The sequence below is a fragment of the Methylobacterium sp. D48H genome (genome assembly GCF_053345715.1).
On sequence record NZ_JBKFAP010000042.1, the window covers coordinates 1 to 25,035 of the forward strand.

31 protein-coding genes are annotated in these 25,035 nt (G+C 69.7%); 9 read left to right on the forward strand and 22 right to left on the reverse strand.

The window, feature by feature from the left end:
- The 4 genes from ACLBX8_RS30000 to ACLBX8_RS30015 form a co-directional block, all read left to right on the forward strand.
- The coding region (locus ACLBX8_RS30000) for a response regulator (RefSeq protein WP_447716271.1) at positions 1-1,574 on the forward strand (1,574 nt) is incomplete at its 5' end.
- Positions 1,571-2,638, forward strand: a complete 1,068-nt coding sequence (gene cheB / locus ACLBX8_RS30005; RefSeq protein WP_026605430.1) for a chemotaxis-specific protein-glutamate methyltransferase CheB — start codon at positions 1,571-1,573, stop codon at positions 2,636-2,638. The genes ACLBX8_RS30000 and cheB, both read left to right, overlap by 4 nt.
- Positions 2,635-4,353, forward strand: coding sequence for a response regulator (locus ACLBX8_RS30010; protein ID WP_447701074.1), 1,719 nt, complete (start codon positions 2,635-2,637; stop codon positions 4,351-4,353). Before cheB ends, ACLBX8_RS30010 begins: the two co-directional genes overlap by 4 nt.
- Positions 4,350-6,236 carry a response regulator gene (locus ACLBX8_RS30015; protein ID WP_447701073.1) on the forward strand — a complete coding sequence of 629 codons (1,887 nt, stop codon included), beginning with the start codon at positions 4,350-4,352 and terminating at the stop codon, positions 6,234-6,236. The genes ACLBX8_RS30010 and ACLBX8_RS30015 overlap by 4 nt, the downstream gene beginning before the upstream one ends.
- Positions 6,237-6,648: 412 nt before the next feature.
- Here ACLBX8_RS30015 and rplQ read toward each other — a convergent pair whose 3' ends face one another.
- From rplQ to rpsM, 5 genes are all read right to left on the reverse strand, one after another.
- Entirely contained in the window at positions 6,649-7,059 is a 411-nt protein-coding gene (gene rplQ, locus ACLBX8_RS30020) for a 50S ribosomal protein L17 (protein WP_020096288.1), read from the reverse strand.
- A 199-nt stretch (positions 7,060-7,258) separates the two neighbouring features.
- Entirely contained in the window at positions 7,259-8,278 is a 1,020-nt protein-coding gene (locus ACLBX8_RS30025; protein ID WP_010686165.1) for a DNA-directed RNA polymerase subunit alpha, read from the reverse strand.
- 109 nt (positions 8,279-8,387) lie between these two features.
- Entirely contained in the window at positions 8,388-9,260 is an 873-nt protein-coding gene (locus tag ACLBX8_RS30030) for an MBL fold metallo-hydrolase (RefSeq protein ID WP_447716272.1), read from the reverse strand.
- 25 nt (positions 9,261-9,285) lie between these two features.
- Positions 9,286-9,675, reverse strand: coding sequence for a 30S ribosomal protein S11 (gene rpsK / locus ACLBX8_RS30035; protein ID WP_010686167.1), 390 nt, complete (start codon positions 9,673-9,675; stop codon positions 9,286-9,288).
- Between the two features lie 173 nt (positions 9,676-9,848).
- Positions 9,849-10,217: a 30S ribosomal protein S13 gene (rpsM, locus tag ACLBX8_RS30040; RefSeq protein WP_010686168.1), complete on the reverse strand. Its 369-nt coding sequence runs from the start codon at positions 10,215-10,217 to the stop codon at positions 9,849-9,851.
- 250 nt (positions 10,218-10,467) lie between these two features.
- On the opposite strand from rpsM, the gene ACLBX8_RS30045 reads away from it, so the two are divergent.
- A complete protein-coding gene (locus ACLBX8_RS30045; RefSeq protein WP_447716273.1) occupies positions 10,468-10,824 on the forward strand; it encodes a hypothetical protein in 357 nt (118 codons plus the stop codon).
- Positions 10,825-10,855: 31 nt separating this feature from the next.
- Here ACLBX8_RS30045 and ACLBX8_RS30050 read toward each other — a convergent pair whose 3' ends face one another.
- The 17 genes from ACLBX8_RS30050 to ACLBX8_RS30130 all read right to left on the reverse strand — a co-directional run bounded on the left by ACLBX8_RS30050 (position 10,856) and on the right by ACLBX8_RS30130 (position 21,014).
- Positions 10,856-11,086 carry a hypothetical protein gene (locus ACLBX8_RS30050; RefSeq protein ID WP_447716274.1) on the reverse strand — a complete coding sequence of 77 codons (231 nt, stop codon included), beginning with the start codon at positions 11,084-11,086 and terminating at the stop codon, positions 10,856-10,858.
- A gap of 95 nt (positions 11,087-11,181) precedes the next feature.
- Entirely contained in the window at positions 11,182-11,784 is a 603-nt protein-coding gene (locus tag ACLBX8_RS30055) for an adenylate kinase (RefSeq protein WP_447716275.1), read from the reverse strand.
- A 170-nt stretch (positions 11,785-11,954) separates the two neighbouring features.
- Entirely contained in the window at positions 11,955-13,301 is a 1,347-nt protein-coding gene (secY, locus tag ACLBX8_RS30060; RefSeq protein ID WP_447683922.1) for a preprotein translocase subunit SecY, read from the reverse strand.
- 155 nt (positions 13,302-13,456) lie between these two features.
- The gene (gene rplO / locus ACLBX8_RS30065; RefSeq protein ID WP_091683605.1) at positions 13,457-13,960 is read right to left on the reverse strand and encodes a 50S ribosomal protein L15; all 504 of its coding nucleotides are present in this window, start codon (positions 13,958-13,960) and stop codon (positions 13,457-13,459) included.
- Positions 13,961-13,970: 10 nt separating this feature from the next.
- Positions 13,971-14,162, reverse strand: coding sequence for a 50S ribosomal protein L30 (gene rpmD / locus ACLBX8_RS30070; RefSeq protein WP_056531230.1), 192 nt, complete (start codon positions 14,160-14,162; stop codon positions 13,971-13,973).
- An 11-nt stretch (positions 14,163-14,173) separates the two neighbouring features.
- Complete coding sequence (rpsE, locus tag ACLBX8_RS30075; RefSeq protein ID WP_012319173.1) at positions 14,174-14,761, reverse strand: 30S ribosomal protein S5; 588 nt, start codon at positions 14,759-14,761, stop codon at positions 14,174-14,176.
- Between the two features lie 104 nt (positions 14,762-14,865).
- Entirely contained in the window at positions 14,866-15,228 is a 363-nt protein-coding gene (gene rplR / locus ACLBX8_RS30080; RefSeq protein WP_020096279.1) for a 50S ribosomal protein L18, read from the reverse strand.
- 10 nt (positions 15,229-15,238) lie between these two features.
- Positions 15,239-15,772, reverse strand: coding sequence for a 50S ribosomal protein L6 (gene rplF / locus ACLBX8_RS30085; protein ID WP_447701070.1), 534 nt, complete (start codon positions 15,770-15,772; stop codon positions 15,239-15,241).
- Positions 15,773-15,794: 22 nt separating this feature from the next.
- Positions 15,795-16,190 (reverse strand): 30S ribosomal protein S8, encoded by a 396-nt coding sequence (rpsH, locus tag ACLBX8_RS30090; protein WP_010686178.1) that lies wholly within the window; start codon positions 16,188-16,190, stop codon positions 15,795-15,797.
- A gap of 10 nt (positions 16,191-16,200) precedes the next feature.
- Positions 16,201-16,506, reverse strand: coding sequence for a 30S ribosomal protein S14 (rpsN, locus tag ACLBX8_RS30095; protein ID WP_010686179.1), 306 nt, complete (start codon positions 16,504-16,506; stop codon positions 16,201-16,203).
- Between the two features lie 40 nt (positions 16,507-16,546).
- Positions 16,547-17,113, reverse strand: coding sequence for a 50S ribosomal protein L5 (gene rplE / locus ACLBX8_RS30100; protein WP_020096277.1), 567 nt, complete (start codon positions 17,111-17,113; stop codon positions 16,547-16,549).
- Complete coding sequence (gene rplX / locus ACLBX8_RS30105) at positions 17,106-17,420, reverse strand: 50S ribosomal protein L24 (RefSeq protein ID WP_012319178.1); 315 nt, start codon at positions 17,418-17,420, stop codon at positions 17,106-17,108. The genes rplE and rplX overlap by 8 nt, the downstream gene beginning before the upstream one ends.
- On the reverse strand, positions 17,420-17,788 hold the full coding sequence (rplN, locus tag ACLBX8_RS30110; protein WP_010686182.1) for a 50S ribosomal protein L14: 369 nt from the start codon (positions 17,786-17,788) through the stop codon (positions 17,420-17,422). The genes rplX and rplN overlap by 1 nt, the downstream gene beginning before the upstream one ends.
- Before the next feature lie 402 nt (positions 17,789-18,190).
- Positions 18,191-18,568: a hypothetical protein gene (locus ACLBX8_RS30115; RefSeq protein ID WP_091683603.1), complete on the reverse strand. Its 378-nt coding sequence runs from the start codon at positions 18,566-18,568 to the stop codon at positions 18,191-18,193.
- Positions 18,569-18,761: 193 nt separating this feature from the next.
- Complete coding sequence (locus tag ACLBX8_RS30120) at positions 18,762-19,457, reverse strand: amino acid ABC transporter permease (RefSeq protein WP_447701069.1); 696 nt, start codon at positions 19,455-19,457, stop codon at positions 18,762-18,764.
- Positions 19,454-20,191 (reverse strand): amino acid ABC transporter permease, encoded by a 738-nt coding sequence (locus ACLBX8_RS30125; protein ID WP_447701068.1) that lies wholly within the window; start codon positions 20,189-20,191, stop codon positions 19,454-19,456. Before ACLBX8_RS30125 ends, ACLBX8_RS30120 begins: the two co-directional genes overlap by 4 nt.
- Positions 20,192-20,210: 19 nt before the next feature.
- Positions 20,211-21,014, reverse strand: coding sequence for an ABC transporter substrate-binding protein (locus ACLBX8_RS30130; RefSeq protein WP_447701067.1), 804 nt, complete (start codon positions 21,012-21,014; stop codon positions 20,211-20,213).
- Positions 21,015-21,787: 773 nt separating this feature from the next.
- Between ACLBX8_RS30130 and rpsL the strand changes: the two genes are divergently transcribed.
- From rpsL to ACLBX8_RS30150, 4 genes are all read left to right on the forward strand, one after another.
- Positions 21,788-22,159, forward strand: coding sequence for a 30S ribosomal protein S12 (gene rpsL / locus ACLBX8_RS30135; protein WP_007557568.1), 372 nt, complete (start codon positions 21,788-21,790; stop codon positions 22,157-22,159).
- A 128-nt stretch (positions 22,160-22,287) separates the two neighbouring features.
- Positions 22,288-22,758, forward strand: coding sequence for a 30S ribosomal protein S7 (rpsG, locus tag ACLBX8_RS30140; protein WP_012319183.1), 471 nt, complete (start codon positions 22,288-22,290; stop codon positions 22,756-22,758).
- Positions 22,759-22,788: 30 nt separating this feature from the next.
- Positions 22,789-24,864 (forward strand): elongation factor G, encoded by a 2,076-nt coding sequence (gene fusA / locus ACLBX8_RS30145; protein ID WP_020096272.1) that lies wholly within the window; start codon positions 22,789-22,791, stop codon positions 24,862-24,864.
- Positions 24,865-24,908: 44 nt separating this feature from the next.
- The coding region (locus ACLBX8_RS30150) for a GTP-binding protein (RefSeq protein ID WP_244498717.1) at positions 24,909-25,035 on the forward strand (127 nt) is incomplete at its 3' end.

A 25,035-nucleotide genomic window follows, 5' to 3' on the forward strand; every position in this document is an offset into this window, starting at 1 on the left:
TCGGCGCGGAGCGGCCCGAGTGGCGCGCCCTCGCGGCGCGCGCGGGCGCCTTCGCCCGGGAGGCCGCGGACCTGTCGCGGCGCCAGGCCTCCGCGACCAGCGCGGTCGAGGGCGCCGCGACCCGCGTCCGCGCCGCCGCCGAGCGCCTCGCCCTGGTCCCGGCCGAGACCGTCCTGGCTCCCCTCGCCCGGTCGCTGCGCGAGACCGCCCGGGAGCAGGGCCGCGAGGTCGATCTCACGTTGCGGGGCCTCGACCTGCCGGTGGAGCGCGGCACGCTGCAGGCGCTGAAGGATCCGCTGCTCCACGCCCTGCGCAACGCCCTCAGCCACGGCTGGCAGGCGCCGGAGGTGCGGCGCGCGGCCGGCAAGCCGGAGGCCCTGGGCCTCGGGCTGGAGGTCGCGGTGCGCGGCGCCCGCCTGCAGGTCACCGTGTTCGACGACGGGCCCGGCCCCGACCTCGCCCGGATCGAGGCGGCGGCCCGCGAGCGCGGCCTCCTCGGCCCCGCTTCCGCGGCCGAACCCGACACCCTGCTGCGCCTCGTGTTCGAGCCCGGCTTCTCCACCGCCGAGGCGGTCGATACCCTGTCGGGGCGCGGCTACGGCCTCTCGGTCGCCGCGGACGCCGCCCGCCAGCTCATGGGCAGCGTCCGCCTGGAGCCGCGCGACCCGGCCGGCACCGCCCTGATCTTCAGCCTGCCGCTCTCGGCGGCCCGGCGCAGCCTGCTGCTGGTCGAGGCGGCCGGGCGCAGCTACGCCCTCCCCGGGGGCGCCGTGGAGCGCCTCCTGCGCCTGCGGCGCGACGACCTGCCGGTCGCCATGGGCCGGACGATCGTGCGCCTCGGTGACGGGGACGCCGCGACGAGCCACCCGGTGACGGACCTCGCCGCGATCCTCGGACAGGTCGCCGACCCGGCCGATCCCGGCACGCTGACCGCCGTCGTCCTGCGGACCGGCGGCGGCCGTCTGGCCCTGGCGGTCGACCGCCTGCACGACGTCCGCCCGTTCCTGGTCCTGCCCGCGCCGGATTTCGGCGCCGATCCGGGTCTGATCGCCGGCACGGCGGTGCTGCACGGGGACGTGCCGGTGCTGGTCCTCGACCCCGAGGGGCTCGCTTCGCGCGCCCAGGCCGGGACATCGGGCGGCGCGCTCGGAACGATGGCGCCGGCTCCACGTTCGACGACTCACGCCGCGGCGGGCGCGTCCGCGCGCGCGACCATCCTGGTCGTCGACGATTCGATCACCACCCGGACTCTGGAGAAGGGAATCTTGGAAGCCGCCGGCTACCGCGTGGTCGTCTGCGTCGACGGGCAGGACGCCCTCGACCGGCTGCGCGCCGAGATCGAGCCCGTGAACCTGGTGCTCGCCGACGTGGAGATGCCGCGCCTCGACGGGTTCGGCCTCCTGAAGGCCCTGCGGGCCGACGAGCGCTTCGCCCGGCTCCCGGCGATCCTGATGACCTCCCGCGGGGACGCCGCCGACGTCGCCCGGGGCCTGGATCTCGGCGCCGACGCCTACCTGACCAAGCAGAAGTTCGACCAGCGCCAGCTGCTGGATACGATCGGGCAGCTCCTATGACCCCCGTCCGTGTGATGCTCGTGGAGGACAGCCTCGTGGTGCGCGAGCTGCTGCGCCACATCGTCTCCCGCGATCCCCGCCTCGAGCTCGTGGCCGCGGTCGCTTCCGGCGAGGAGGCCCTCGACAAGCTCCGGACCGTGCGGCCGGACGTGATCTCGATGGACATCCGCCTGCCGGGGATCGACGGGCTGGAGACGACCCGCCGGATCATGGCCGAGCACCCGACCCCGATCGTCGTGGTGGCGGATTCGGTCGAGGATAACTCGCTGCGCATCTCGATGAACGCGCTCCGGGCCGGGGCCCTGTCGGTCGTCGAGAAGCCCGTGGCCACGACCCATGCCGGCTACGAGGGCGTGGCCGGCGAGATCTGCACGCAGCTGCGGATCATGGCCCAGGTTCCGGTCATCCGCCGCCGGCCGATCGGCACCGAGTGGGCCGGCCGCTCCGCCGTCGCGCCCCAGGCGCCGCTGGCCGACCTGTCCGGGCAGGCCCCGAGCCTCCTGGGCATCGCCGCCTCGACGGGCGGTCCCCCGGCGCTGGCGCGGGTGATCGGCGCCCTGCCCAAGGACTTCCCGCTGCCGGTCCTGGTCGTCCAGCACATGGGCGCGGCCTTCATGGACGGGTTCGCCAGCTGGCTCGACAGCGTCGTCGCCCTCCCGGTCTCCCTCGCCCAGGACGGCGAGCGCGCCGAACCCGGCCGGGTCTACGTCGCCCCGGGCGACCGCCACCTGGAGATCGGCTCCGGCCGGATCCTGCGGGTGATCGATTCCGCGCCGGTCTCCGGCCAGCGCCCGGCCGCCACCGTGCTGTTCCGGTCCATGGCCCGGCAATCCGGACCCTCCGGCATCGGCGTGCTGCTCACCGGCATGGGCGAGGACGGGGCCCTGGGCCTCGCCGACATGCACCGGGCCGGCGCCCAGACCGTGGCCGAGCACGAGAGCACCGCCGTGGTCTACGGCATGCCGGCGGCGGCCGTGCGGCTTGGGGCCGCCCGCGCCGTCCTGCCCCTCGACCGCGTCGCCGACCACGTCCTGCGTCTCGTGGATGCGGGGGCGCGGCCGTGAGCGAGGCCGGCCCGGCGGAGGTGCCGGCCCGGATCCTGCTGGTGGAGGATTCGGAGACGCAGGCCCTGGAACTGCGCCTGCTGCTGGAGGCGCACGGCTTCGCGGTGGAGCGCTGCGCCTCCGCCGAGACCGCCCTCGATCATCTCAACCGCAGCCAGCCCGACCTCGTGGTGGCCGATTACCACCTGCCGGGCATGAACGGCGACGAGCTGATCCGGCAGATGCGCCTGTCGCTGCGCACCCGGGCCCTGCCGGTCCTGATGCTGACCGGCGGCAGCGGCGGCGAGCGCCAGGGCCTCGAGAGCGGCGCCGACGCCTACCTGCCGAAATCCGCCGACCGCGACCTGATGATCCTGCGCATCCGCGCCCTGCTGCGCGAGCGCCGGCCGACGACCGACGGCGAGGGACCGGGCGCCGCCGCGTTCCGGCGCGGGCGGGTCCTGGTGATCGACGGCAGCGCCACCTACCGGACGTTCCTCGCCGGCGTGATGGGCCAGGACGGCCACCACGTGGCGAGCGTCGACGGGCCGGAGGCGGCCCTGGCCGCCCTGGACGCGGCCGCCGGCGACGAGGCCTTCGACTGCGTGACGGTCGACCTCCTGGGTCACGCCTATGACGGCCTCGCCCTGTGCCGGGCGATCAGCCAGCGGCGCTCGGGACAGGCGGCCGGCGCGGGCTTCCACCTCGTCGGCATCGCCGGCAGCGATCCCGCCAAGGACTTCCTCGTCGAAGCCTACGCGGCCGGCGCCGACGACGTGGTCTCGAAGACCGACGCCGAGGTCCTGGCCCTGCGGGTCCGCGGCTTCGTGCGGCGGCGGCTCCTGGAGGAGGACGACCGGCGCATCGCCGGCCAGTTCGGCGAGCGCGAGCGAGCGGTGGAGCGCGCCCGCGCCGAGGCCGAGGCGGCCGAGGCCCGGGCGGGCCTCGCCGACGCCCTGGAGCGGGCCAACCGCGACCTCGCCGACGCCAACCGCCAGCTCACCGAGGCGCAGTCCAAGCTCGTACAGGCCGCCAAGATGGCCTCGCTCGGCGAGCTGGTGGCGGGGATCGCCCACGAGATCAACAACCCGCTCGCCTTCATCCTGGCCCACCAGGGCACGGTCGAGCGCCTGCTCGGCGAGCTGCCGGACGCCGCCCCGGAGGCGGCCGCCCGCGCCATCGACAAGGCCCGGCAGCGGGTCGGCTCGATGCGGATGGGGCTGACCCGGATCCAGGATCTCGTGCTGAACCTGCGGAAGTTCTCGCGCCTCGACGAGGGCGAGCGCGCCCTGGTCAACGTGCCGGAGGCGATCGAGACGGTGCTCGCGCTGATCCAGCACAAGCTCGGCGAACGCATCGCCGTGGAGCGCAGCTTCACGGGCCGCGCCGAGATCCACTGCACCCCGGCACTCCTCAACCAGGTGGTGATGAACATCCTGGGGAACGCCGCCGACGCCATGCCGGAGGGCGGCACGATCCGGATCACGACCCAGTCGAACCCCGAACTCGACGAGATTCGCATCAGCGATACCGGGCCCGGCATCCCGGATACGCTGCGTGAGAAGATCTTCGAGCCATTCTTCACGACGAAACCGGTCGGATCCGGCACGGGCCTGGGTCTTGCGATTGCCTACAGCGTCGTTCAAGCGCATAGCGGCTCGCTCACCGTGGAGACGGCCCCGGGTGGGGGAGCCTGCTTCGTGATCGGGATTCCGCGGCAGGCGGCCAGTGCATGAGTGACGGTACGGCAGGTGTAGGGACGATCCTGGCCGTCGACGACGAGCCGGACATCCTGATCGCGCTGGAGGACCTGTTCGAGGATTCCTACCGGGTTCTGACGACCTCGCGCCCGGCCGAGGCGCTGGAGATCCTGCGCGCCGAGCCCGACATCGCCGTCGTGCTCTCGGACCAGCGGATGCCCGGCCTCACCGGCGACGCGCTCCTCGCCGAGGCCCGCACTTTCCACGACGCGCAGGCGATCCTGCTGACCGGCTACGCCGACATCACCGCGGTGATCGCCGCCCTCAACCGCGGCGGCATCGTCGGCTACGTCACCAAGCCCTGGGACGCGGGCCTGCTCCGCTCCACCGTCCGGCAGGCCTTCGAGCGCCACCGCCTCGGCCGGGACCTCGCCACCGAGCGGGCTCTCCTACGCGGCCTCCTCGACCACGCCCAGGACGCGATCAGCTTCAAGGACGCGGAGGGCCGCTTCGTCCGGCTGAACGGCCGCAAGGCCGCCCTCCTCGGCCACGACGTCGCCGCCAGCCTCGGGCGGCGCGAGGACGAACTTCTCGGCCCGAAGGCCGAGCCCGTGACGGCGGCGGACGCGGCCGCGATCCGGTCCGGGGCGGTGGCCGAGAGCCTGATCAGCGACGGCCCGACCGGCGCCGAGCAGTGGAGCCACGTGACGCGGGTGCCGATCCGCGACGCGGGCGGGGGGATCAGCCACCTCGCGACGATCGAGCGCGACGTGACCGAGCAGCGGACCCTGGAGGCGCGCCTGCGCCAGTCCGACAAGATGCAGGCGCTGGGCACCCTCGCGGGCGGCATCGCGCACGATTTCAACAACCTGTTGACCGCGATCCTCGGCAGCCTCGAGCTCGCCGGCCCGAAGGTCGCCGACCAGCCGCGGGTCCAGCGCCTGATCGAGAACGCCCGCGGCGCCGCCGAGCGCGGGGCGTCCCTGACCAAGCGCCTGCTGAGCTTCAGCCGCGCCCACGACCTCCAGGCGCGCGCCGTCGACGTGAACACCCTGATCTCCGGGATGAGCGACCTGTTCGGGCGCAGCCTCGGCGGCCTCGTGACGGTCCGGACCGACCTCGCGGACGGCCTGCCGGCGGTCCAGGTCGATCCGGACCAGCTCGAACTCGCCGTGCTCAACCTCTGCATCAACGCCCGCGACGCCATGCCGGACGGGGGGACGATCACGGTCGCGACGCGCCGGCTCGCGATCAGCGGCGATCCCGAGATCGCCGACGGCACCTATCTCGGCATCAGCGTCACCGACGAGGGCACCGGCATCCCGGAGGAGATCCTGCGCCGGGTCTGCGAGCCGTTCTTCACCACCAAGGCCGTCGGCCAGGGCACCGGGCTCGGCCTCGCCATGGTGTTCGGCCTCGCGCAGCAATCCAAGGGCCGGCTGGTGATCGACAGCGTGGTCGGTCGGGGCACCCGCGTGGAGCTCGCCCTCCCCTTCGCCGATCAGGCGCCCGAGCAGGCGCCCGAGGCCGCCGGCACCGTCCCGGTCGCCGGCCGGCGGGCCCGCGTCCTGATCGTCGACGACGATTCGCAGGTGCGCCACGTGACGGCCTCGTTCCTCACCGGCTTCGGCCACAGCACCACGGAAGCCGGCGACGGCGAGGCCGCGCTCCGGCTCCTCGAGGCGGACCGCTACGACATCGTCGTCGCCGACCTCGCCATGCCCGGCATGAGCGGCATCGAGCTGGCCGCCGAGATCCGCGAGCGCGATCCGCGCCTGCCGGTCCTGATCCTCACCGGACATGCCGAGGCGATGCAGATCCCCGACGACCTGCCGGTGCTCACGAAGCCGTTCCGCTCCGCGGACCTCGCGGCCCGGGTCGCCACGCTGCTCGACGGCGGAGCCGGACCCGTCGGCTGACGGGGGCTTGCAACCAATCGGTTGCCGGCTCATTCTCTCCTCGTGGGGCCCGCAGGCCCCGGGTTACGAAGAGGAGGTGGACCATGAGCAATCACGGCATCTTCCCGCGCCGCAGGCGTGACAACGATCTCGACCAGGACGGTCCACCGGACGAGTCCCGGCAGGGATAGGGGTTTTCGGAGCGCGGCGCGGTCGAGTTCCCGGCCTGTCTGAGACGGGCCGCCAGGGCGAGCTCCCGCGACCATCCGAGACGTGGACCCTGCTTCAGACCCGTCGGCGCGAGCCGGCGGGTTTTTTTGTTATTCGCGCGTCGCCATGGTGATCGCGGCGAGGAGCCGAAACGCGAGAAGCCGCCCCGGAGGGTCCGGGACGGCTTCTCAAAGACTAGGAGCGACGGGACGCTCCGTGCCGATCAGGCGGCTTCGGAGACCTGGCTCGGACCAGAATCCTTGCCGCGGGCCTCGACGTCGCGGTCGACGAACTCGATCACCGCGAGCGGGGCGTTGTCGCCCTGGCGGAAGCCCGCCTTCATGATCCGGCAGTAGCCGCCCGGACGGCCCTTGTAGCGCGGGCCGAGCACGGTGAAGAGTTTCTTGACCATGTCGGCGTCGCGGAGCTGCGCCATGGCGAGGCGGCGGGTGTGCACGCTGTCGATGCGGCCCAGCGTGATCAGCTTCTCGACGACCGGACGCAGGTCCTTCGCCTTCGGCAGGGTGGTGATGATCTGCTCGTGCTTGATCAGCGCGGCGGACATATTGGCGAACATCGCCTTGCGATGCTCGGCGGTGCGGTTGAAACGGCGGCCGCGGTAGGCGTGACGCATGGTGCTGGCTTCCTTCTCGTCTCGGCCGCCGTGCCACGGTACGGCCGGGTGCCCCGGGAACGGGGCGGTTCACTCCGCGTGACCCCGCGGCGGGATTCGTTGGGGACTTGGCGTCGTCGCCGCGGGTCCCGGGTCTGGATGGGCCGAACCGGCGGCGCGGTGCGGCGCCGCCCGATTCAGCTCGAGGCAGCTTCGCCTCTCAGTAGTGTTCCTCGAAGCGCTTGGCGAGATCCTCGATGTTCTCCGGCGGCCAGCCGGGGATGTCCATGCCGAGATGCAGGCCCATGCCGGCGAGCACTTCCTTGATCTCGTTGAGCGATTTGCGGCCGAAGTTCGGGGTCCGCAGCATCTCGCCCTCGGACTTCTGGATGAGGTCGCCGATGTAGACGATGTTGTCGTTCTTCAGGCAGTTCGCCGAGCGGACCGACAGCTCCAGCTCGTCGACCTTCTTGAGCAGCGCTGGGTTGAAGGGCAGCTGCGGCGCGAGCGGCGCGGCCTCTTCCTTGCGCGGATCCTCGAAGTTCACGAAGACCTGCAGCTGGTCCTGGATGATGCGCGCCGCGTAGGCGAGCGCGTCCTCCGGCGAGACCGCGCCGTTGGTCTCGACCGTCATGGTCAGCTTGTCCTTGTCGAGATCCTGGCCCTCGCGGGTCGTCTCGACGCGGTAGCTGACCTTGGTGACCGGCGAGAACAGCGAGTCGACCGGGATCAGGCCGATCGGCGCGTCCTCGGGACGGTTGCGCTCGGCCGGGACGTAGCCCTTGCCGGTGGCGACCGTGAACTCCATGCGGATCTCGGCGCCGTCGTCGAGGGTGCAGATCACGAGGTCGGGGTTCAGGATCTGGATGTCGCCGACCGTGCCGATGTCACCGGCGGTGACGAGGCCCGGGCCGGTCTTGCGCAGGGTCATGCGCTTGGGCGCGTCGGTCTGCGAGCGGATCGCGATGGTCTTGATGTTGAGGACGATGTCGGTGACGTCCTCGCGCACGCCCGGGATCGACGAGAACTCGTGCAGCACGCCGTCGATCTGCACCGAGGTCACGGCGGCGCCCTGGAGCGACGACAGGAGCACGCGGCGCAGGGCGTTGCCCAGCGTCGTGCCGAAGCCGCGCTCAAGCGGCTCGGCAACGACCGTGGCGACCCGCTTCGGGTCGTCGCCGGTCGTGACCTGCAGCTTGTTCGGCTTGATCAGTTCCTGCCAATTCTTCTGAATGACCACGATCCTACCTCTCGTCCTTGCCCGGGATCCGCGACGCCCGTCCCCGCGCTTCGGCCACTCGGTGCCGCCCCCTGGCGCCCCGAACGGTCCCTGAAATCCGTATCCGCCGTTACTCGCCGCCGACCCACAGCACCGGCACGAAGCTGTATCCAGCCCCATCCCGATCCACGTAGCCGAGCGCCGGGAACTCGAGATGGCCGCCGGCGATGAGCGTGCGCTCGCGGGCCACCTCGTCCAGGATCCGCTTGCGCGTCTCCCGCGCTTGGTCACCGTCGACGTCGAAGCCGACGCCGGCCTCCGGGTTCTTGAACTGGATCGCCGGCAGGTGCACCACGTCGGTCCACATCATCAGCGCCTGTCCACCGGAGACGATGCGGAAACCGCAATGGCCCGGCGTATGGCCGGGCAGATGGACCGCCGTGATCCCCGGAAGGACCTCGCCGCCGCGGTGCTCGCGCACCTTGCCGGCGTAGGGAGCCACGGACTTGCGGGCGCCTTCGAAGTAGGGCTTCGCGGCCTCCGGCGCCTTGGCCAGGGCCTCGTCCGGAAGCCAGTGCGCCGCCTCGTCGGCGTGCAGCACGATCTCGGCGTTCGGGTAGCGCGCCGCGCCGCCCTTCACGAGACCGCCGACATGGTCGGGGTGCAGGTGGCTGACCAGCACCGTGCCGATCTCCTCCGGCGCGACGCCGGTAAGCGCGAGCGCTGCACCGGCGCGACCCAGGGTCGGTGCCGGGGCGAGGTCGCCGTAGCCCGTGTCGATCAGGGTCGGCTTGAGGCCCGGACCCGTGATCAGGAAGGCGTTCAGCGTGATCTTGGGCTGCTCCGTGCGGAAACCCGCCACCTGGAGCCGCCCGGCCTCCTCCTTGGAGATGCCCGTGACGAGATCGAGGCTGGCCTGAAACCAGCCGTCATTGAGCGCGGTGACCGTGAGGTCCCCGAGGTTCCAACGCAGCACGCCCGGAAGCGGCTTCGATCCCGTCATGAACTTCTCCGTCAAGAGGCTTCGATCAGACGCGGCGGCGCTTGCGCGGCCGGCAGCCGTTGTGCGGGATCGAGGTGACGTCGCGGATCGAGGTCACCGTGAAGCCCGCGGCCTGCAGGGCGCGGAGCGCCGACTCGCGGCCCGAACCCGGACCGGACACCTCGACCTCAAGGGTGCGCATGCCGTGCTCGGCGGCCTTGCGGCCAGCATCCTCGGCGGCGACCTGGGCGGCGTACGGGGTCGACTTGCGCGAGCCCTTGAAGCCCATCGCACCGGCGGACGACCACGAGATCGTGTTGCCCTGCGCGTCCGTGATGGTGATCATCGTGTTGTTGAACGAGGCGTTCACGTGGGCGACGCCCGACACGATGTTCTTGCGCTCGCGGCGGCGGACGCGTTGCGGTTCCTTAGCCATTCTGGTCTCACTCTTCCTTCAAGCACGCCCGTAACACCAGGCGCTCGGGATTCTTTTCGGGACTTGGCCGGAGCACCCGTGCAGGGCGGTCGAGCCGGCGCCGGACCCGTTGCGGGATACCTGGCGCGACGGGAAGGAGGCCGAGCGGAGCACGGCCTCCCAGTTCCAAAAACTTACTTCTTCTTGCCGGCGATCGGCTTCGCCTTGCCCTTGCGGGTGCGGGCGTTGGTGTGGGTGCGCTGGCCGCGGACCGGCAGCTGCTTGCGGTGACGCAGACCGCGGTAGGCGCCGAGATCCATCAGGCGCTTGATGTTCATCGAGACTTCGCGGCGCAGGTCGCCCTCGACGAGATAGTCGCGATCGATCGTCTCGCGGATCGACAGAACCTCGGCATCGGTCAGCTGGTTGACGCGACGCTCGGCGGGGATGTTCACCTTCTGGGTGATTTCCTCGGCCTTCTTGGCGCCGATGCCGTGGATGTACTGGAGCGCGATGACGACGCGCTTGTTGGTCGGGATGTTGACGCCTGCGATACGGGCCACGATCACTCTCCATGTGAGACCCGGGGATCCGGGCCGATGTCGCGCGCGTCCGGTGGAGGCCGGCCCCTGCGCACGTGAAACGACGACGCGGCCCGCGGGCGGCCCTGGACAGGGCACCTCGGACCATCGTTCGGTTGGACGAAGGAGGGCCTGCTAGCGCGCGGGCGGCCCGTTGTCAACGACGGGTCGGCACGGCCTCGCCCCGTCACGCGCGCGTCGCGGCGCCCTGGGATCTGGTCGAGGAGCGAAGATGGCGGTTCTGACGAGCGACGGCGCGACCCTGCGGGCGTTCGCCGATTCGGTGCTGCGAGCTGCCGAGGAGACCCTGGAGGAGGTCATGCCGGTGACGCTGGCGGTGATCGGCGGCGTTCTCGCCGAGGCGGAGCCCGGCTCGGTCGCGCTGCAGGACGCGGATGGCGATCCGCCCCTGCTCTGGGCGACCTTCGCCGGTCGCCGCATGGTGTTCCGCTACAACACGATGACGGCGATGATCGAGCTGCGCGACGGCACCGCGGAGGGCTACCCGCTCCGGCTGTTCGGCCACCGGTCGCTCCAGATGGACGTCGTCAATTTCTTCGGCAGCCTCCGCAGGGAGGGCCGGATCTGAGCCACGCCCCCGACGGGCGGCCGCCCGCGCCTCAGCGAAAGCCCTGATTCCGCAGCCGGCAAGTGCGGCCCATGTCCTGGTAGCCTGCCGGGCAGCGGCGGGCGCAAGTCCCCGCCAGATACTTCAGCGGCGGCCGGCAGGCGTTGCGGAACCGCTTCTGGCCGTACACGAAGGACTGGGCCGGACTCTGCGCGAAGGCCGGCAGCGGCGGGAGGACCACCGCGAGCAGGAGGGAGGCGGTGGCGAGGAGGCGGACAGTCATGGCGTTTCCGATCGTGGACCCGCCCCATAACCCCCAGGGACACCGCCGGGTTCACGGGCGCGCTGAAACGGCCGGTCAGCGCGCCGCGATCACCCTCAGGAGGCGACGCGCTCCTCGTGCGGCTCCAGTGTCGCCATCAGGTCGGCCGTGACCTTGTCGATCGGCTGCATGCCGTCGATGGTCTCCAGCATGCCCTTCTGCGCGTAATAGGCGGAGAGGGGCGCCGTCTGGGCGCGGTATGCCTCGAGCCGCTGCTTGAACACCTCGGGGGTGTCGTCCTTCCGCACGGCCTGGCCGCGGGCCAGGGTCTCGGCGGCGCGCTTCTCGATGCGGCCGACCAGGGCGTTCTCGTCGACCTTCAGCTCGATAACGGCGGAGAGGCTCAAGCCCTTGCTCGCCAGCATCTCGCTGAGCGCTTCCGCCTGCGCGACCGTGCGCGGGAAGCCGTCGAGGATGAAGCCGCGGCGGGCGTCCGGCTCCTCGATCCGGTCGGCGACGATGCCGACCACGATCCGGTCGGAGACGAGACCGCCGGATTCCATCACCGCCTTGGCCTCGAGGCCGACCGGCGTGCTGGCGGCCACCGCGGCGCGCAGCATGTCCCCCGTCGACAGCTGCGGGATGCCGAAGCGCTGTACGATCCGCTCGGATTGCGTCCCCTTCCCCGCACCGGGCGGCCCGAGCAGAATGATGCGCATGGCGTTGTCCTCGTTCGGCCCACTCTCTCAGTGGGCACAAGCCGTGGTGGCGAAGCCTCCCTGGCATCGCCGGGTTCGGGGTTTTCTAGCCGGTCCGGGCCGGTGAGGCATCCAGACCTTTGGGCCAGAGGCGGGAGCGTCCTCGGAGTCCGGCCGCCTCTGTAGCAGGCTCAGCGCCGCCGTTGCGTGGTCGACGCGCCACGCAGCTTGGCCTTCTTCACGAGGCCCTCGTACTGATGGGCCATCAGGTGCCCGTGCACCTGCGCCACCGTGTCCATCGTGACCGAGACCACGATGAGCAGGGACGTGCCGCCGAAGCCGAGGCTGGCCGCGGCGTAGGACGACAGGATCTCCGGGCAGAGGCACACGAAGGTCAGGTATAGGGCGCCGATCACCGTGATGCGGGTCAGCACCTTGTCGATGAAGGCCGCGGTGCGCTCGCCCGGCCGGATGCCCGGGATGAAGCCGCCATGCTTCTTCAGGTTGTCGGCCGTCTCCTGCGGATTGAAGACGACTGCGGTGTAGAAGAACGTGAAGAAGATGATCAGCGCCGCGTAGAGCACCATGAACAGTGGCGTGCCGTGGCCGAGATAGGCCGTGACCGTGCCGAGCCAGCCCGTGGCGCCCCCGTTGGCCGAGAAGCTCGCGGCGGTCGCCGGCAGCAGCAGCAGCGACGAGGCGAAGATCGGCGGGATCACGCCCGAGGTGTTGAGCTTGAGCGGCAGGAACGAGGTCTGACCCTCGTACATGCGGTTGCCGACCTGGCGCTTCGGGTAGTTGATCAGGAGCCGGCGCTGGGCGCGCTCCATGAACACGATGAAGTAGACGAGCGCGACGGCGGCGACGCCGACGCCCAGGATGATCGCCGGGGACAGGGCGCCGGTGCGGCCGAGCTCGAGCGCGCCCGCGATCGCCACCGGCAGGTGGGCCACGATGCCGGCGAAGATGATCAGCGACGAGCCGTTGCCGATGCCGCGCGAGGTGATCTGCTCGCCGAGCCACATCAGGAACAGGGTTCCGCCCGTCAGGGTGATCACCGTCGAGGCCAGGAAGAACGGACCCGGATCGATGGCGGCCGAGGAGCCCTGGAGGCCGATGGCGATGCCCCAGGACTGAACCAGCGCCAGCACCACCGTCAGGTAGCGGGTGTACTGGTTGATGACCTTGCGGCCCGACTCGCCCTCCTTCTTGAGCGCTTCCAGGCTCGGGATCACCGAGGTCAGGAGCTGCACGATGATCGAGGCCGAGATGTAGGGCATGATGTTCAGGGCGAAGATCGCCATGCGCTCCACGGCGCCGCCCGAGAACATGTTGAACAGGCCCAGCACGCCGCCCGCCTGCTGCTGGAAGTTCCGGGCGAACTGCTCCGGATCGATGCCGGGGATCGGGATGTACGTGCCCAGCCGGAACACCACGAGGGCGCCGAGCGTGAACCAGATGCGCTTCTTCAGCTCATCGGCCTTGGCGATCGCACCGAAATTGAGATTGGCGGCAAGCTGCTCGGCGGCTGAGGCCATAAGCGTCGCGTCCTGGACATGTTGCCGGGCGAAGGGTGCCCGGATGAAACGAAAAACGGCGGCCCGCGTGGTCGCAGGGCCGCCGCTCGAAGGATCGGCTTAAAGGGTGCGCGGAGCCCGTGCAACGGGTCCGGCGGTCGCCCCCGTCGCGTCCGTCAGGCCGTGGCCGCCTCGCTGCCGCCGCGGGTGGAGGCACCCTGGGCGTAGACGGTGCTGACCGAGCCGCCGGCCTTCTCGACCGCCTCGACGGCGGACTTGGAGGCGCGGGTGACCTCGAAGCTGAGCTTCGCGGTCAGCTCGCCGACGCCGAGCAGCTTCACGCCGTCGCGGGGACGGGCGATGATGCCGGCGGCGACCAGGCTCTCCACCGTGACGGTGGCGGCCTTGTCGAGCTTGCCCGCGTCGACGGCCTCCTGGATCCGGCCGAGGTTCACCTCGTTCAGGTCCTGGGCGTAGAGGTTGTTGAAGCCGCGCTTCGGCAGGCGACGATGCAGCGGCATCTGACCGCCCTCGAAGCCCTTGATGGACACGCCGGTCCGGGCCTTCTGACCCTTCACGCCGCGGCCCGCGGTCTTGCCCTTGCCGGAGCCGATGCCCCGGCCCACGCGCATCCGGTCCTTGGTGGCGCCGGGATTGTCGCTGATCTGGTTGAGCTTCATCGGGACCTCCTCACGCCACGTCGCCGTGGACGCGCACGAGGTGCGCAACCTTGCGGATCATGCCGCGCACGGAGGGGGTGTCCTCCAGCTCGGCCACGCGGTGGAGCTTGTTGAGCTTGAGGCCGATCAGCGTCTGGCGCTGGCTGGCCTCGCGGCGGATCGGCGAGCCGATCTGCTCGATGCGGACGGTCTTCTGTGCCATCGGACCCTCCCTTACGCGACCGCGGCTTCGGACTGGTCGGCCGGATCGGCATCGCGGCGACGCGACTGCAGCGTCGACACCTTGATGCCGCGGCGGGCCGCCACGGAGCGCGGGCTGTCCTCGTTCTTGAGCGCCTCGAAGGTGGCGCGCACGAGGTTGTAGGGGTTCGACGAACCCAGCGACTTGGCGACGACGTCCTGCATGCCGAGCGTCTCGAACACGGCGCGCATCGGGCCGCCGGCGATGATGCCGGTGCCCTGCGGGGCCGCGCGGAGAATCACCTTGCCGGCGCCGTGGCGACCGTTGACGTCGTGGTGCAGGGTCCGACCCTCGCGGAGCGAGACGCGGATCAGACCGCGCTTGGCGGCCTCGGTCGCCTTGCGAATGGCCTCCGGCACCTCGCGGGCCTTGCCGTGGCCGAAGCCGACGCGGCCCTTCTGGTCGCCGACGACGACGAGGGCCGCGAAGCCGAAGCGACGGCCGCCCTTGACCACCTTGGCGACGCGGTTGATGTGGACGAGCTTGTCCACGAACTCGCTGTCGCGCTCCTCGCGATCCTCGCGGCGGCCGCGGCCCCCGCCTTCACGTTCACGTGCCATGTTGTCTACCTGTCCATCTCACTGACGCGGCCGGCGGGGCCGCTCGCTCGATCGGGTTTCGGATATGCCGGGCGAAGAGGATCCGCCCGGCCCGCCGTCGTGACTTAGAACTCCAGGCCACCCTCGCGGGCGGCCTCGGCCACGGCGGCGACGCGGCCGTGGTAGATGTAGCCGGAGCGGTCGAAGATCACCTTCGTGACGCCCGCCGCCTTGGCGCGCTCGGCGACGAGCTTGCCCACCGCCTTGGCGGCGGCGACATCGGCGCCGGTCTTCAGTTCGCCCTTGAGCGCCTTGTCGATCGACGAGGCCGAGGCCAGCGTCTTGCCGGCGACGTCGTCGATGACCTGCACGTAGATCTGCTTCGACGAGCGGAACACCGAGAGCCGCGGACGGCCGTTGGCGGCCGCCCGCAGCGCGCGGCGGACGCGCGCCTTGCGGCGATCGAGGGCTTCGAGCTTGCGAGACATGATGCCCTCCTTACTTCTTCTTGCCTTCCTTGCGGAAGATGAACTCGCCCGCGTACTTCACGCCCTTGCCCTTGTAGGGCTCGGGTCCGCGGTAATCGCGGATCTCGGCGGCGACCTGACCGACCTGCTGGCGGTTGATCCCGGAGATCGTGATCTCGGTGGGCTTCGGGGTCGCGATCGTGATCCCGGCGGGGATCGCGTACTCAATGTCGTGGCTGTAGCCGAGCGACAGCTTGAGGGCCTTGCCGGCCATCGCGGCGCGATAGCCGACGCCGGTGATCTCGAGCTTCTTCTCGAAGCCCTTCGACACGCCCTCGGCGATGTTGGCGATCTGCGCCCGCGACGTGCCCCACAGGGAGCGCGCCGGCTTGGACTGGTTGACGGGCTGCACCTCGATGGCGCCGTCCTTCATCGCCACGTTGACGAGCGACGGAACGACGAACGACAGCTCGCCCTTCGAGCCCTTCATCTTCACCGTCTGACCGGTGACCGTGGCGGTAACGCCGGCCGGTACGGGGACCGGCTTCTTGCCTACGCGAGACATGGGATAACCTCCTCCGTCCCGATCAGAACACGGTGCAGAGCACTTCACCGCCGACGTTGCGCTCGCGCGCCTCGTGGTCGGCCATGACGCCCTGCGGGGTGGAGACGATGGTGACGCCGAGGCCGTCGGCCACGTGCGGCAGCTCGCCGACCGACGAGTAGACCCGGCGGCCCGGCTTCGAGACGCGCTTGATCTCGCGGATCACGGGGCGCCCGTCGTAGTACTTGAGCTCGATGGCGAACTCGGTGCGGCCGTTGCCGAGGTCGGTCGCCGCGTAGTCGCGGATGTAGCCCTCGGACTTCAGGACGTCGAGGACGCTGGCGCGCAGGCGCGAGCCGGGCGTCTGGACGACGTTGCGACGGCGCAGCTGGCCGTTGCGGATGCGGGTGAGCATGTCGCCCACGGGATCGTTGACCATGGGGACCTCCTTACCAGCTCGACTTGACCAGGCCGGGGATCAGGCCCCGGTTGCCAAGCTCGCGCAGCGCCACGCGCGAGATGCCCATCTTGCGGTAGTAGGCGCGCGGACGGCCGGTCATGCCGCAACGGTTGCGGATGCGCGTGGCCGACGAGTTGCGCGGCAGTTCCGCGAGCTTGAGGCGCGCCTCGAAGCGCTCCTCCATCTCGAGGGCGTCGTTGTTGGCGATCTCGAGGAGCGCCTTCCGCTTGGCCGCGAAGCGCTTCACCAGCGCCTTGCGGGCCTCATTCTTCTCGACTGAGCTTTTCTTCGACATGTCGTCTATCTCCGGTGTCCGCGTCTGAGACCCGAGGGCCTCACTGCCGGAACGGGAACTTGAAGGCGGCGAGCAGCGCCTTGGCCTCGGCATCGGTCTTGGCGGTGGTCGCCACGACGATGTCCATGCCCCACATCTGCTCGGCCTTGTCGTAGGAGATCTCCGGGAACACGAGGTGCTCCTTGAGACCCAGGGCGTAGTTGCCGCGGCCGTCGAACGAGCGCGGGTTCAGGCCGCGGAAGTCACGCACGCGCGGCAGCGCGATGGTGATCAGCCGGTCCATGAACTCGTACATGCGCTGCTTGCGCAGGGTCACCTTGCAGCCGATCGGCATGCCCTCGCGGACCTTGAAGGTCGCGATGGCCTTGCGGGCCTTGGTGATGACCGGCTTCTGGCCGGCGATCAGGGCGAGGTCGCCCGCCGCCACCGAGGCCTTCTTCGAGTCCGCGGTGGACTCGCCGACGCCCATATTGATCACGATCTTCGTGATCTGCGGCACTTCCATGGGGTTCTTGTAGCCGAACTCTTCGATCAGCTTCTGGCGAACCACCTCGTCGTAGTGCTTGCGCAGGCGCGGGGTGTAGGCGTTCTTGTCGGCCTCAGCCATCGATCTGATCCCCCGTGGTCTTGGCGAACCGGACCTTGCGCCCGTCTTCGAGGATGCGGAAACCCACGCGGGTCGGCTTGCCGTTGGCATCCGCGACCGCGATGTTCGAGAGCTGGATGGCGGCCTCCTTGGAGATGATGCCGCCTTCCTGGTTCTGGGTCTGCTTCTGGTGCTTCTTCACCAGGTTGATGCCGCGCACGAAGGCCCGGCCTTCCTTCGGCAGAACCTGGATCACCTCGCCCGACCGGCCCGAATCGCGGCCGGTGAGCACGACGACCTTGTCGCCCTTCTTGATCTTGGCGGCCATTACAGCACCTCCGGAGCCAGGGAGATGATCTTCATGTGGTTGCGGGCGCGGAGTTCGCGCGGCACCGGTCCGAAGATACGGGTGCCGATCGGCTCCTTCTGATTGTTGATCAGGACCGCGGCGTTCTTGTCGAAGCGGATCACCGAACCGTCGGCGCGCTTCACGTCCTTCGCCGTGCGGACGACGACCGCCTTCATGACGTCGCCCTTCTTGACGCGACCGCGCGGGATCGCCTCCTTGACGGAGACGACGATCACGTCGCCGACGCCGGCATACTTGCGCTTCGACCCGCCGAGAACCTTGATGCACATCACACGGCGTGCACCCGAGTTGTCGGCGACGTCCAGATTCGTCTGCATCTGGATCACGTGCGTGACTCCTTGTTTCAGGCGGGTTTCCGCACACGGACGGTATTGCCCGGCGGACGACGCCTGATGGGGACCTGACGTCCCCGGCTCATGTGTTCGACCGCGCTGGCGGTGTCGTCAGACACCGGCGCGGTCACCGCGTTCACGGGGTGCGAGCACCCATCGGAAATGTCGCGAAGGCCGGGCGCATACTACGGGCCGCGGGTGATGGCAAGCGGAGCGGCGGGAAATCGTCGCCGCCGCATAGGGGGCCTGATCCGGCTTCGGGGCTGGTCCGCGGCGCCGCGCGGCTCGATCGCTGCGGTGCCCGCCCGTCCGGCCGCGGAACGCGAGCCCTGAACGTGCGACGACCGGCGCGCCTCTCGGCGCGCCGGTCGGTTGACGTGCAGCGTTCGGGGTCGATCAGATCGGTTGGCCGGCCGTCTCGAACAGGAACCCGTCGAGGCTCGGGATGGTGACCGAGGCTCCGCTCGCGGGCCTCGACAGGCGCCAGGGCCGCTCCGACCGGGCGCGAATCGCCTCGGACGGGCGAAGCCGCCGCATCAGGCCGTCCTCGCCGACCTCTTCGATCGCCAGGAAGCCGTAGACCTGCAGCCGCGAGGCGGTGAGCTTGAGGCCGCGATCCTCCGCGGCGACGACCATGCTGCCAGTCGCGTAGACAGCGTCCAGGAGGGAGCGCTGCTCGCTGCGGCGACGGTTGCGCGCCTCCCGCTCGCCGGGGGCCTGGGCGGGAATCGGCCGCCGGAACGGAACGACGTTGCTGACCGCGACGCAACCCATACGCAACACCCTCGACGCGAACCTGCGGCGGCGAGTTGGCCGCCCGATGTGCGCGACAATTCGATGGATCGCTTTAATTCTCCGTAGACCGTGCCGGCGCGCACCTGCCCCGATCCGGTACGCCTTGCACGTGTGCCCCGGTAAATCGGTCGTGTCCCGCGAGCCGGCTCGGGCGCGTCGACCGGCCGCTCCGTCACGGGGTGCGATGTGCCGCGACCTTGCCGGTATTCGTCAGCCGGGCGGCCAGCCCGTCGAGACCGGCGCAGAGGATGCCGTACACGGCACCGACGAAGAGGAAGATCTCGGCCGGGTAGACCATCGCGCGGTTGTTCACCTGCGCCGCCACGAAGGCGAGTTCGGGCACGCCGATCACGTAGGCGAGCGACGTGTCCTTGATGAGCGTGGTCCACTGGTTGACGAAGGACGGTGCCATGGCCCGCAGCGCCTGCGGGAGGACGACGAAGCGCAGGGTGCGCCAGGGGTCGAGGCCGAGCGCGAGGCCGGCCTCCCACTGACCACGGCCGACGCTCGCGATGCCCGCCGCCACCCCGTGGGACAGGTAGGCGCCTCCGACGAGCGCCAGCGCCACCGCGACCGTGCCGATCTCGGGGATCGACACGCCGAACAGGATCGGCAGCAGGAAGTAGGTCCAGAAGATCAGCATCACGACCGGCACGGCGCGGAGGAAGCCGAGCCCGGCGGTGAGCGCTGCCCGGGCCGCGCCCGCGCTCACGGCCAGGGCGATGCCGAGGACGAGCCCGAGCGCGGCCGAGGCCAGGCCGGACAGGCCGGAGAGAATCAGTGTCAGGGCCAGCCCGCCGACCGGCCCGTCGGGCCAGGCCCCGACCAGCAGGTAACCGAGATTGTCGATGATGACCGACGGATTCATCGGTGCCGGCCCGGTCGACGGGCGCGGCGGTCGAGGATCTGCCCGGTCGTCTCCGCCGCGGCGGCCGCGCCGACGTAGAGCAGCGTCGCGATGCCGAAGGCCTGGAAGGTCTGGAAGGTCTCGGTCTCCACCTGCCGGGACGCGTAGGACAGCTCCGCGAGGCCGATCGTCATGGTCAGCGACGTGTTCTTGAGCGTGTTGAGGTATTGGCCGACGATGGGTAGCCAGGCGACGCGCAGGGCCTGGGGCAGGACGATGTGGCGGAACGCCTGGACGGGCGTGAGGCCGAGGGCCAGGGCCGCCGCCCGCTGAGCGGGCCGGACGGCCCTGATGCCGGCGCGGAGTTCCTCGGCGATGTAGGCGCCCGCGTAGAGCGTGAGCCCGCAGAACCCGGCGAGGCTCTCGTAAGCGGGCCAGCCCAGGAACCCGAATCCCAGGTCCAGGACGTGCGGCGCGTTGAGCCAGGCCGTCACGCCCTGCGGCAGGGCGGCGGCCACCGCGAAGTACCAGACGAAGAGTTGCACCAGCAGCGGCGTGTTGCGGACGATGCCGACGGAGACGGCCACGGCGCCGCGCCCGGCGCGCCCGCCCGCCTCGCGCAGCCCGCACGCCGCGAGGCCCAGCACCGTGCCGGCAAGGCAGGTGGCTGCCGACAAGGTCAGGGTCGTCCCGAAGCCTTGCAGCAGCCAGACGAGGTAGCGCGGCGCGAGTGGATCGCCGAACAGCGCGGCCATCGTCTTCGTGCCGCCCCGGTCAGGGACGGTCCCCGATCCGGAACAGGCGCGGCAGCGGCTGCTCGGTCGCGGGCCCGAACCAGCGATCATAGATCGCCGCTGCCCTGCCGCTCGACTCCAGGCCGCGCAGGGTCTCGTTCACGCGGTCCCGGAGCCGCGCCTCATCCTTCGGGATGCCGACGCCGATATAGTCGTTGGAGATGCTGAAGGCGGGGATCTCGTAGTTCTGCCGGTCCGGCACCTTCGCGAGCAGCCCGACCAGCTTCGGGCCGTCCTGCGTGATCGCCTGGACATTGCCGTTGCGCAGGGCCGTGAACGCGAAGGGCGTGTCGTCGAAGGCGACCACGACTGCCTTCGGGAAGTCGCGGCGCAGGACGATCTCGTTGGTGGTGCCCTTGTCTGCACCGATTCGAAGCCCATTGAGCTGCTCCGGCGACGACAGGGTGCCCTTCCTGGCCAGGAACTGCTGGCCGGAGGCGAAGTACGGGATGCTGAAATCGAGCTGCTTCGCCCGATCGTCCGTGATGGTGAAGTTCGCCAGAACCAGATCGACCTTGCCGGAGATCAGCAGCGGGATACGATTCGCCGGGTTGGTGGGCCGGATCTCCAGCTTGACGCCGAGCGCGTCGGCGATGGCCTGCGCGTAGTCGATGTCGAGGCCGGCGATCCGTTTCGTCGCGGGATCGACGAAGCCGAACGGCGGGTTGCTGTCGAAGGCGGCGACCCGGAGAACGCCGGCCTTTCTGATGTCGTCCAGACGGTCGGCCGTTGCGGGGCCGACCGACAGGAGGGTCGCGAGAACGAGGGCGAAGAGGCGGCGCACGCGTGACTCCATCGGATGGTTCGGGGCCGGTACAGGCAGAGCGATGATCAAATATCGCGAATATTGCAGTCTAGATCGCGTCAGACTTCTGAGTTGACGTATAAATCGATTTGTTATTGTCTAGTGGCGCAAAATCAGAGGATGCCAGCAGGATTTATCTCGACCGCCAGCGCATTTCATCTTTAGAGAACACGAAAATCAACGGAGAAAGATTCTATTTTTTCCTCGCGGGCGGGTGCCGCTCGCCGAAAGATCTGGCGGCTGCGGGGCAGATTTTCCTGCCGCGCCCGGGCAGGGCCCGAGGCTGCGCCGAAGTCCCGCCGCCACGTGGCCGGCCTGCCCCGGCTTCCGTTGACGGGACGACGCCCCGTGCGCGATAGCGGTCCCTCGGCTCCGCCGTCGCGAAGGCTCGCCGATCGCGGGCGCCGTGCGCGCCCTTGACCGATCCTTAACCTCCGCCGCGGTGCAGTTTTCTGCCGTGACCGCATTGACCTGTGGCGCAACGGCGTCTAGAAGCGCGCCACTTCGGACGGCCATCGGCTGCCGACGGCCCTTGGGCGCAACCCAAGAAGCCGCCGCCATCGCCCCGAGCGCTCCGAGGGTTCAAATCGCCTGACGCTGTAAGTCAGATCCGTAGGTACGAGCGCGTTCGTTTCGGGCGTGCTCCTCTGCCCACACCGCGCCGAGGGTCCGTGACAGGCCCTCCGGCGCATATTCGTTTTGCGGACTGCCCTGCGCAGTTCGGACTAGGTGACCGAGGAAGAGGGCACAGGATGCCGACGATCAACCAGCTGATCGCCCAGCCGCGGAAGATCCAGCGGAGCCGCAACAAGGTTCCGGCGCTCGACGCTTGCCCGCAGAAGCGCGGCGTCTGCACCCGCGTTTACACGACGACCCCGAAGAAGCCGAACTCGGCGCTCCGGAAGGTCGCCAAGGTGCGCCTCACCAACGGTTTCGAGGTGATCGGCTACATCCCGGGCGAGGGTCACAACCTTCAGGAGCACTCCGTGGTGATGATCCGCGGCGGCCGCGTGAAGGATCTTCCGGGTGTGCGCTACCACATCCTGCGCGGCGTGCTCGACACGCAGGGCGTGAAGAACCGCAAGCAGCGCCGGTCGAAGTACGGCGCCAAGCGCCCGAAGTAAGTCGGACGCCCGGATATTTCCCGGGCGCCGGTACGCGTTTTCACGGCCTCGCAAGGATGTCGCCGGCCTCAGGGCTGAGGCGGCCTGCGCGGGGCGCTTAAGATCTTTTCGTTCGAGAGTCTCAGAAGATGTCCCGTCGTCACTCTGCCGAGAAGCGTGAGATCATCCCGGACCCGAAGTACGGGGACGTGGTGCTGACGAAGTTCATGAACTCCATCATGTACGAGGGCAAGAAGTCGACCGCCGAGCGGATCGTCTACGGTGCCTTCGACATCGTCGAGAACCGCGCCCGCGCCAACCCGATCGAGGTGTTCCGCGCCGCGCTCGACAACGTCGCCCCGATGATCGAGGTCCGCTCCCGCCGCGTCGGCGGCGCGACCTACCAGGTCCCCGTCGAGGTCCGCACCGAGCGCCGCCAGGCCCTCGCGATCCGCTGGCTAATCCAGGCCGCGCGTTCGCGCAACGACCGCACCATGGTCGAGCGCCTCTCGGCCGAACTGCTCGACGCCGCGAACAACCGCGGCAACGCCGTCAAGAAGCGCGAAGACACGCACCGGATGGCGGAAGCCAACCGCGCCTTCTCGCACTACCGCTGGTAAGCGGTTCCGCCGTCTCTCAGGAGCAATTCGATGCCCCGCACGCACGCGATCGAGGACTACCGCAACTTCGGCATCATGGCCCACATCGATGCCGGCAAGACCACGACGACCGAGCGGATCCTCTACTACACCGGAAAGTCCCACAAGATCGGCGAGGTCCATGAGGGCGCCGCCACCATGGACTGGATGGCGCAGGAGCAGGAGCGTGGCATCACGATCACCTCGGCTGCGACGACCTGCTTCTGGCGCGACAAGCGCCTGAACATCATCGACACCCCCGGCCACGTCGACTTCACCATCGAGGTGGAGCGCTCGCTCCGCGTGCTAGACGGCGCCGTCTGCGTGCTCGACGGCAACCAGGGCGTCGAGCCGCAGACCGAGACCGTGTGGCGTCAGGCCGACAAGTACGACGTGCCGCGCGTCGTGTTCGTCAACAAGATGGACAAGATCGGCGCCGACTTCTTCAAGTGCGTCGCCGACATCATCGACCGCGTCGCCGGCAAGCCCGTCTGCCTGCAGCTGCCGATCGGCGCCGAGTCGAGCTTCCAGGGCGTGATCGACCTCATCAAGATGAAGGCGATCGTCTGGTCGGGTGAGGCGCTGGGCGCCAACTTCGACGAGACCGAGATCCCGGCCGACCTCAAGGACCAGGCCGTCGAGTACCGCACAAAGCTGGTCGAGGCCTGCGTCGAGCTCGACGACGACGCCATGGCCGCCTACCTCGACGGCAACGAGCCCGACGAGGCCACCATGCGCGTCCTGGTGCGCAAGGCCGTCCAGCTGCGCGCCTTCCACCCGGTGCTCTGCGGCTCGGCGTTCAAGAACAAGGGCGTGCAGCCGCTCCTCGACGCCGTCGTGGACTACCTGCCCTCCCCGGCCGATCGCGGCGAGATCAAGGGCATCGACTTCAAGACCGAGGAAGAGACCGTCCGTCACCCGTCGGATGCGGATCCCTTCTCCATGCTCGCCTTCAAGATCATGGACGATCCCCACGTCGGCACGATCACCTTCTGCCGCGTGTACTCGGGCAAGGTCGAGACCGGCGCCAACGTGCTGAACTCGTCGCGCGACAAGAAGGAGCGCGTCGGCCGCATGCTCCTGATGCACGCCAACAACCGTGAGGACATCAAGGAGGCCTTCGCGGGCGACATCGTCGCGCTGGCCGGCCTCAAGGACACCCGCACGGGCGACACCCTCTGCGACCCGCAGAAGGCCGTGATCCTCGAGAAGATGGAGTTCCCCGAGCCCGTCATCGAGATCGCCGTCGAGCCGAAGTCGAAGGCCGATCAGGAGAAGCTCGGCATCGCGCTCTCGAAGCTCGCCGCCGAGGACCCGTCCTTCCGCGTCTCCACCGACCAGGAGTCCGGCCAGACCATCCTCAAGGGGATGGGCGAGCTCCACCTGGACATCAAGGTCGACATCCTGCGCCGCACCTACAAGGTGGACGCGAATATCGGCCAGCCGCAGGTCGCCTACCGCGAGAAGCTGACGCGCCGTCAGGAGATCGACTACACGCACAAGAAGCAGACCGGCGGTACCGGCCAGTTCGCCCGCGTGAAGTTCGTCGTCGAGCCGAACGAGCCGGGCGCCGGATTCTCGTTCGAGTCGAAGATCGTCGGCGGCGCGGTGCCCAAGGAGTACATCCCGGGCGTCGAGAAGGGCCTCAACTCGGTCCTCGGCGCGGGCGTCCTCGCCGGCTTCCCGGTGGTCGACGTCAAGGTCGAGCTTGTCGACGGCGCCTACCATGACGTCGACTCCTCGGCGCTCGCCTTCGAGATCGCTTCCCGCGCCGCCTTCCGCGAGGCGCTGCAGAAGGGCGGCTCGGTCCTGCTCGAGCCGGTGATGAAGGTCGAGGTCGTCTCGCCGGAGGAGTACACCGGCTCGGTCATCGGCGACCTGAACGCCCGCCGCGGCCAGATCCAGGGCCAGGACATGCGCGGCAACGCCAACGTCATCAACGCGATGGTGCCGCTGGCCAACATGTTCGGCTACGTGAACCAGCTGCGCTCCTTCTCGCAGGGCCGCGCCAACTTCACGATGCAGTTCGATCACTACGAAGAGGTGCCGCGCGGCGAGGCCGACAAGGTCATCGCCAAGTACGCCTAAGCATCTCTTCTTCCGCAACGCGAATTCGAATCTAGGAGGCTCTGATGGGCAAGGAAAAGTTCTCCCGCACCAAGCCGCACTGCAACATTGGCACGATCGGCCACGTCGATCACGGCAAGACGTCTCTGACGGCGGCGATCACGAAGGTCCTGGCCGAGACGGGCGGGGCGA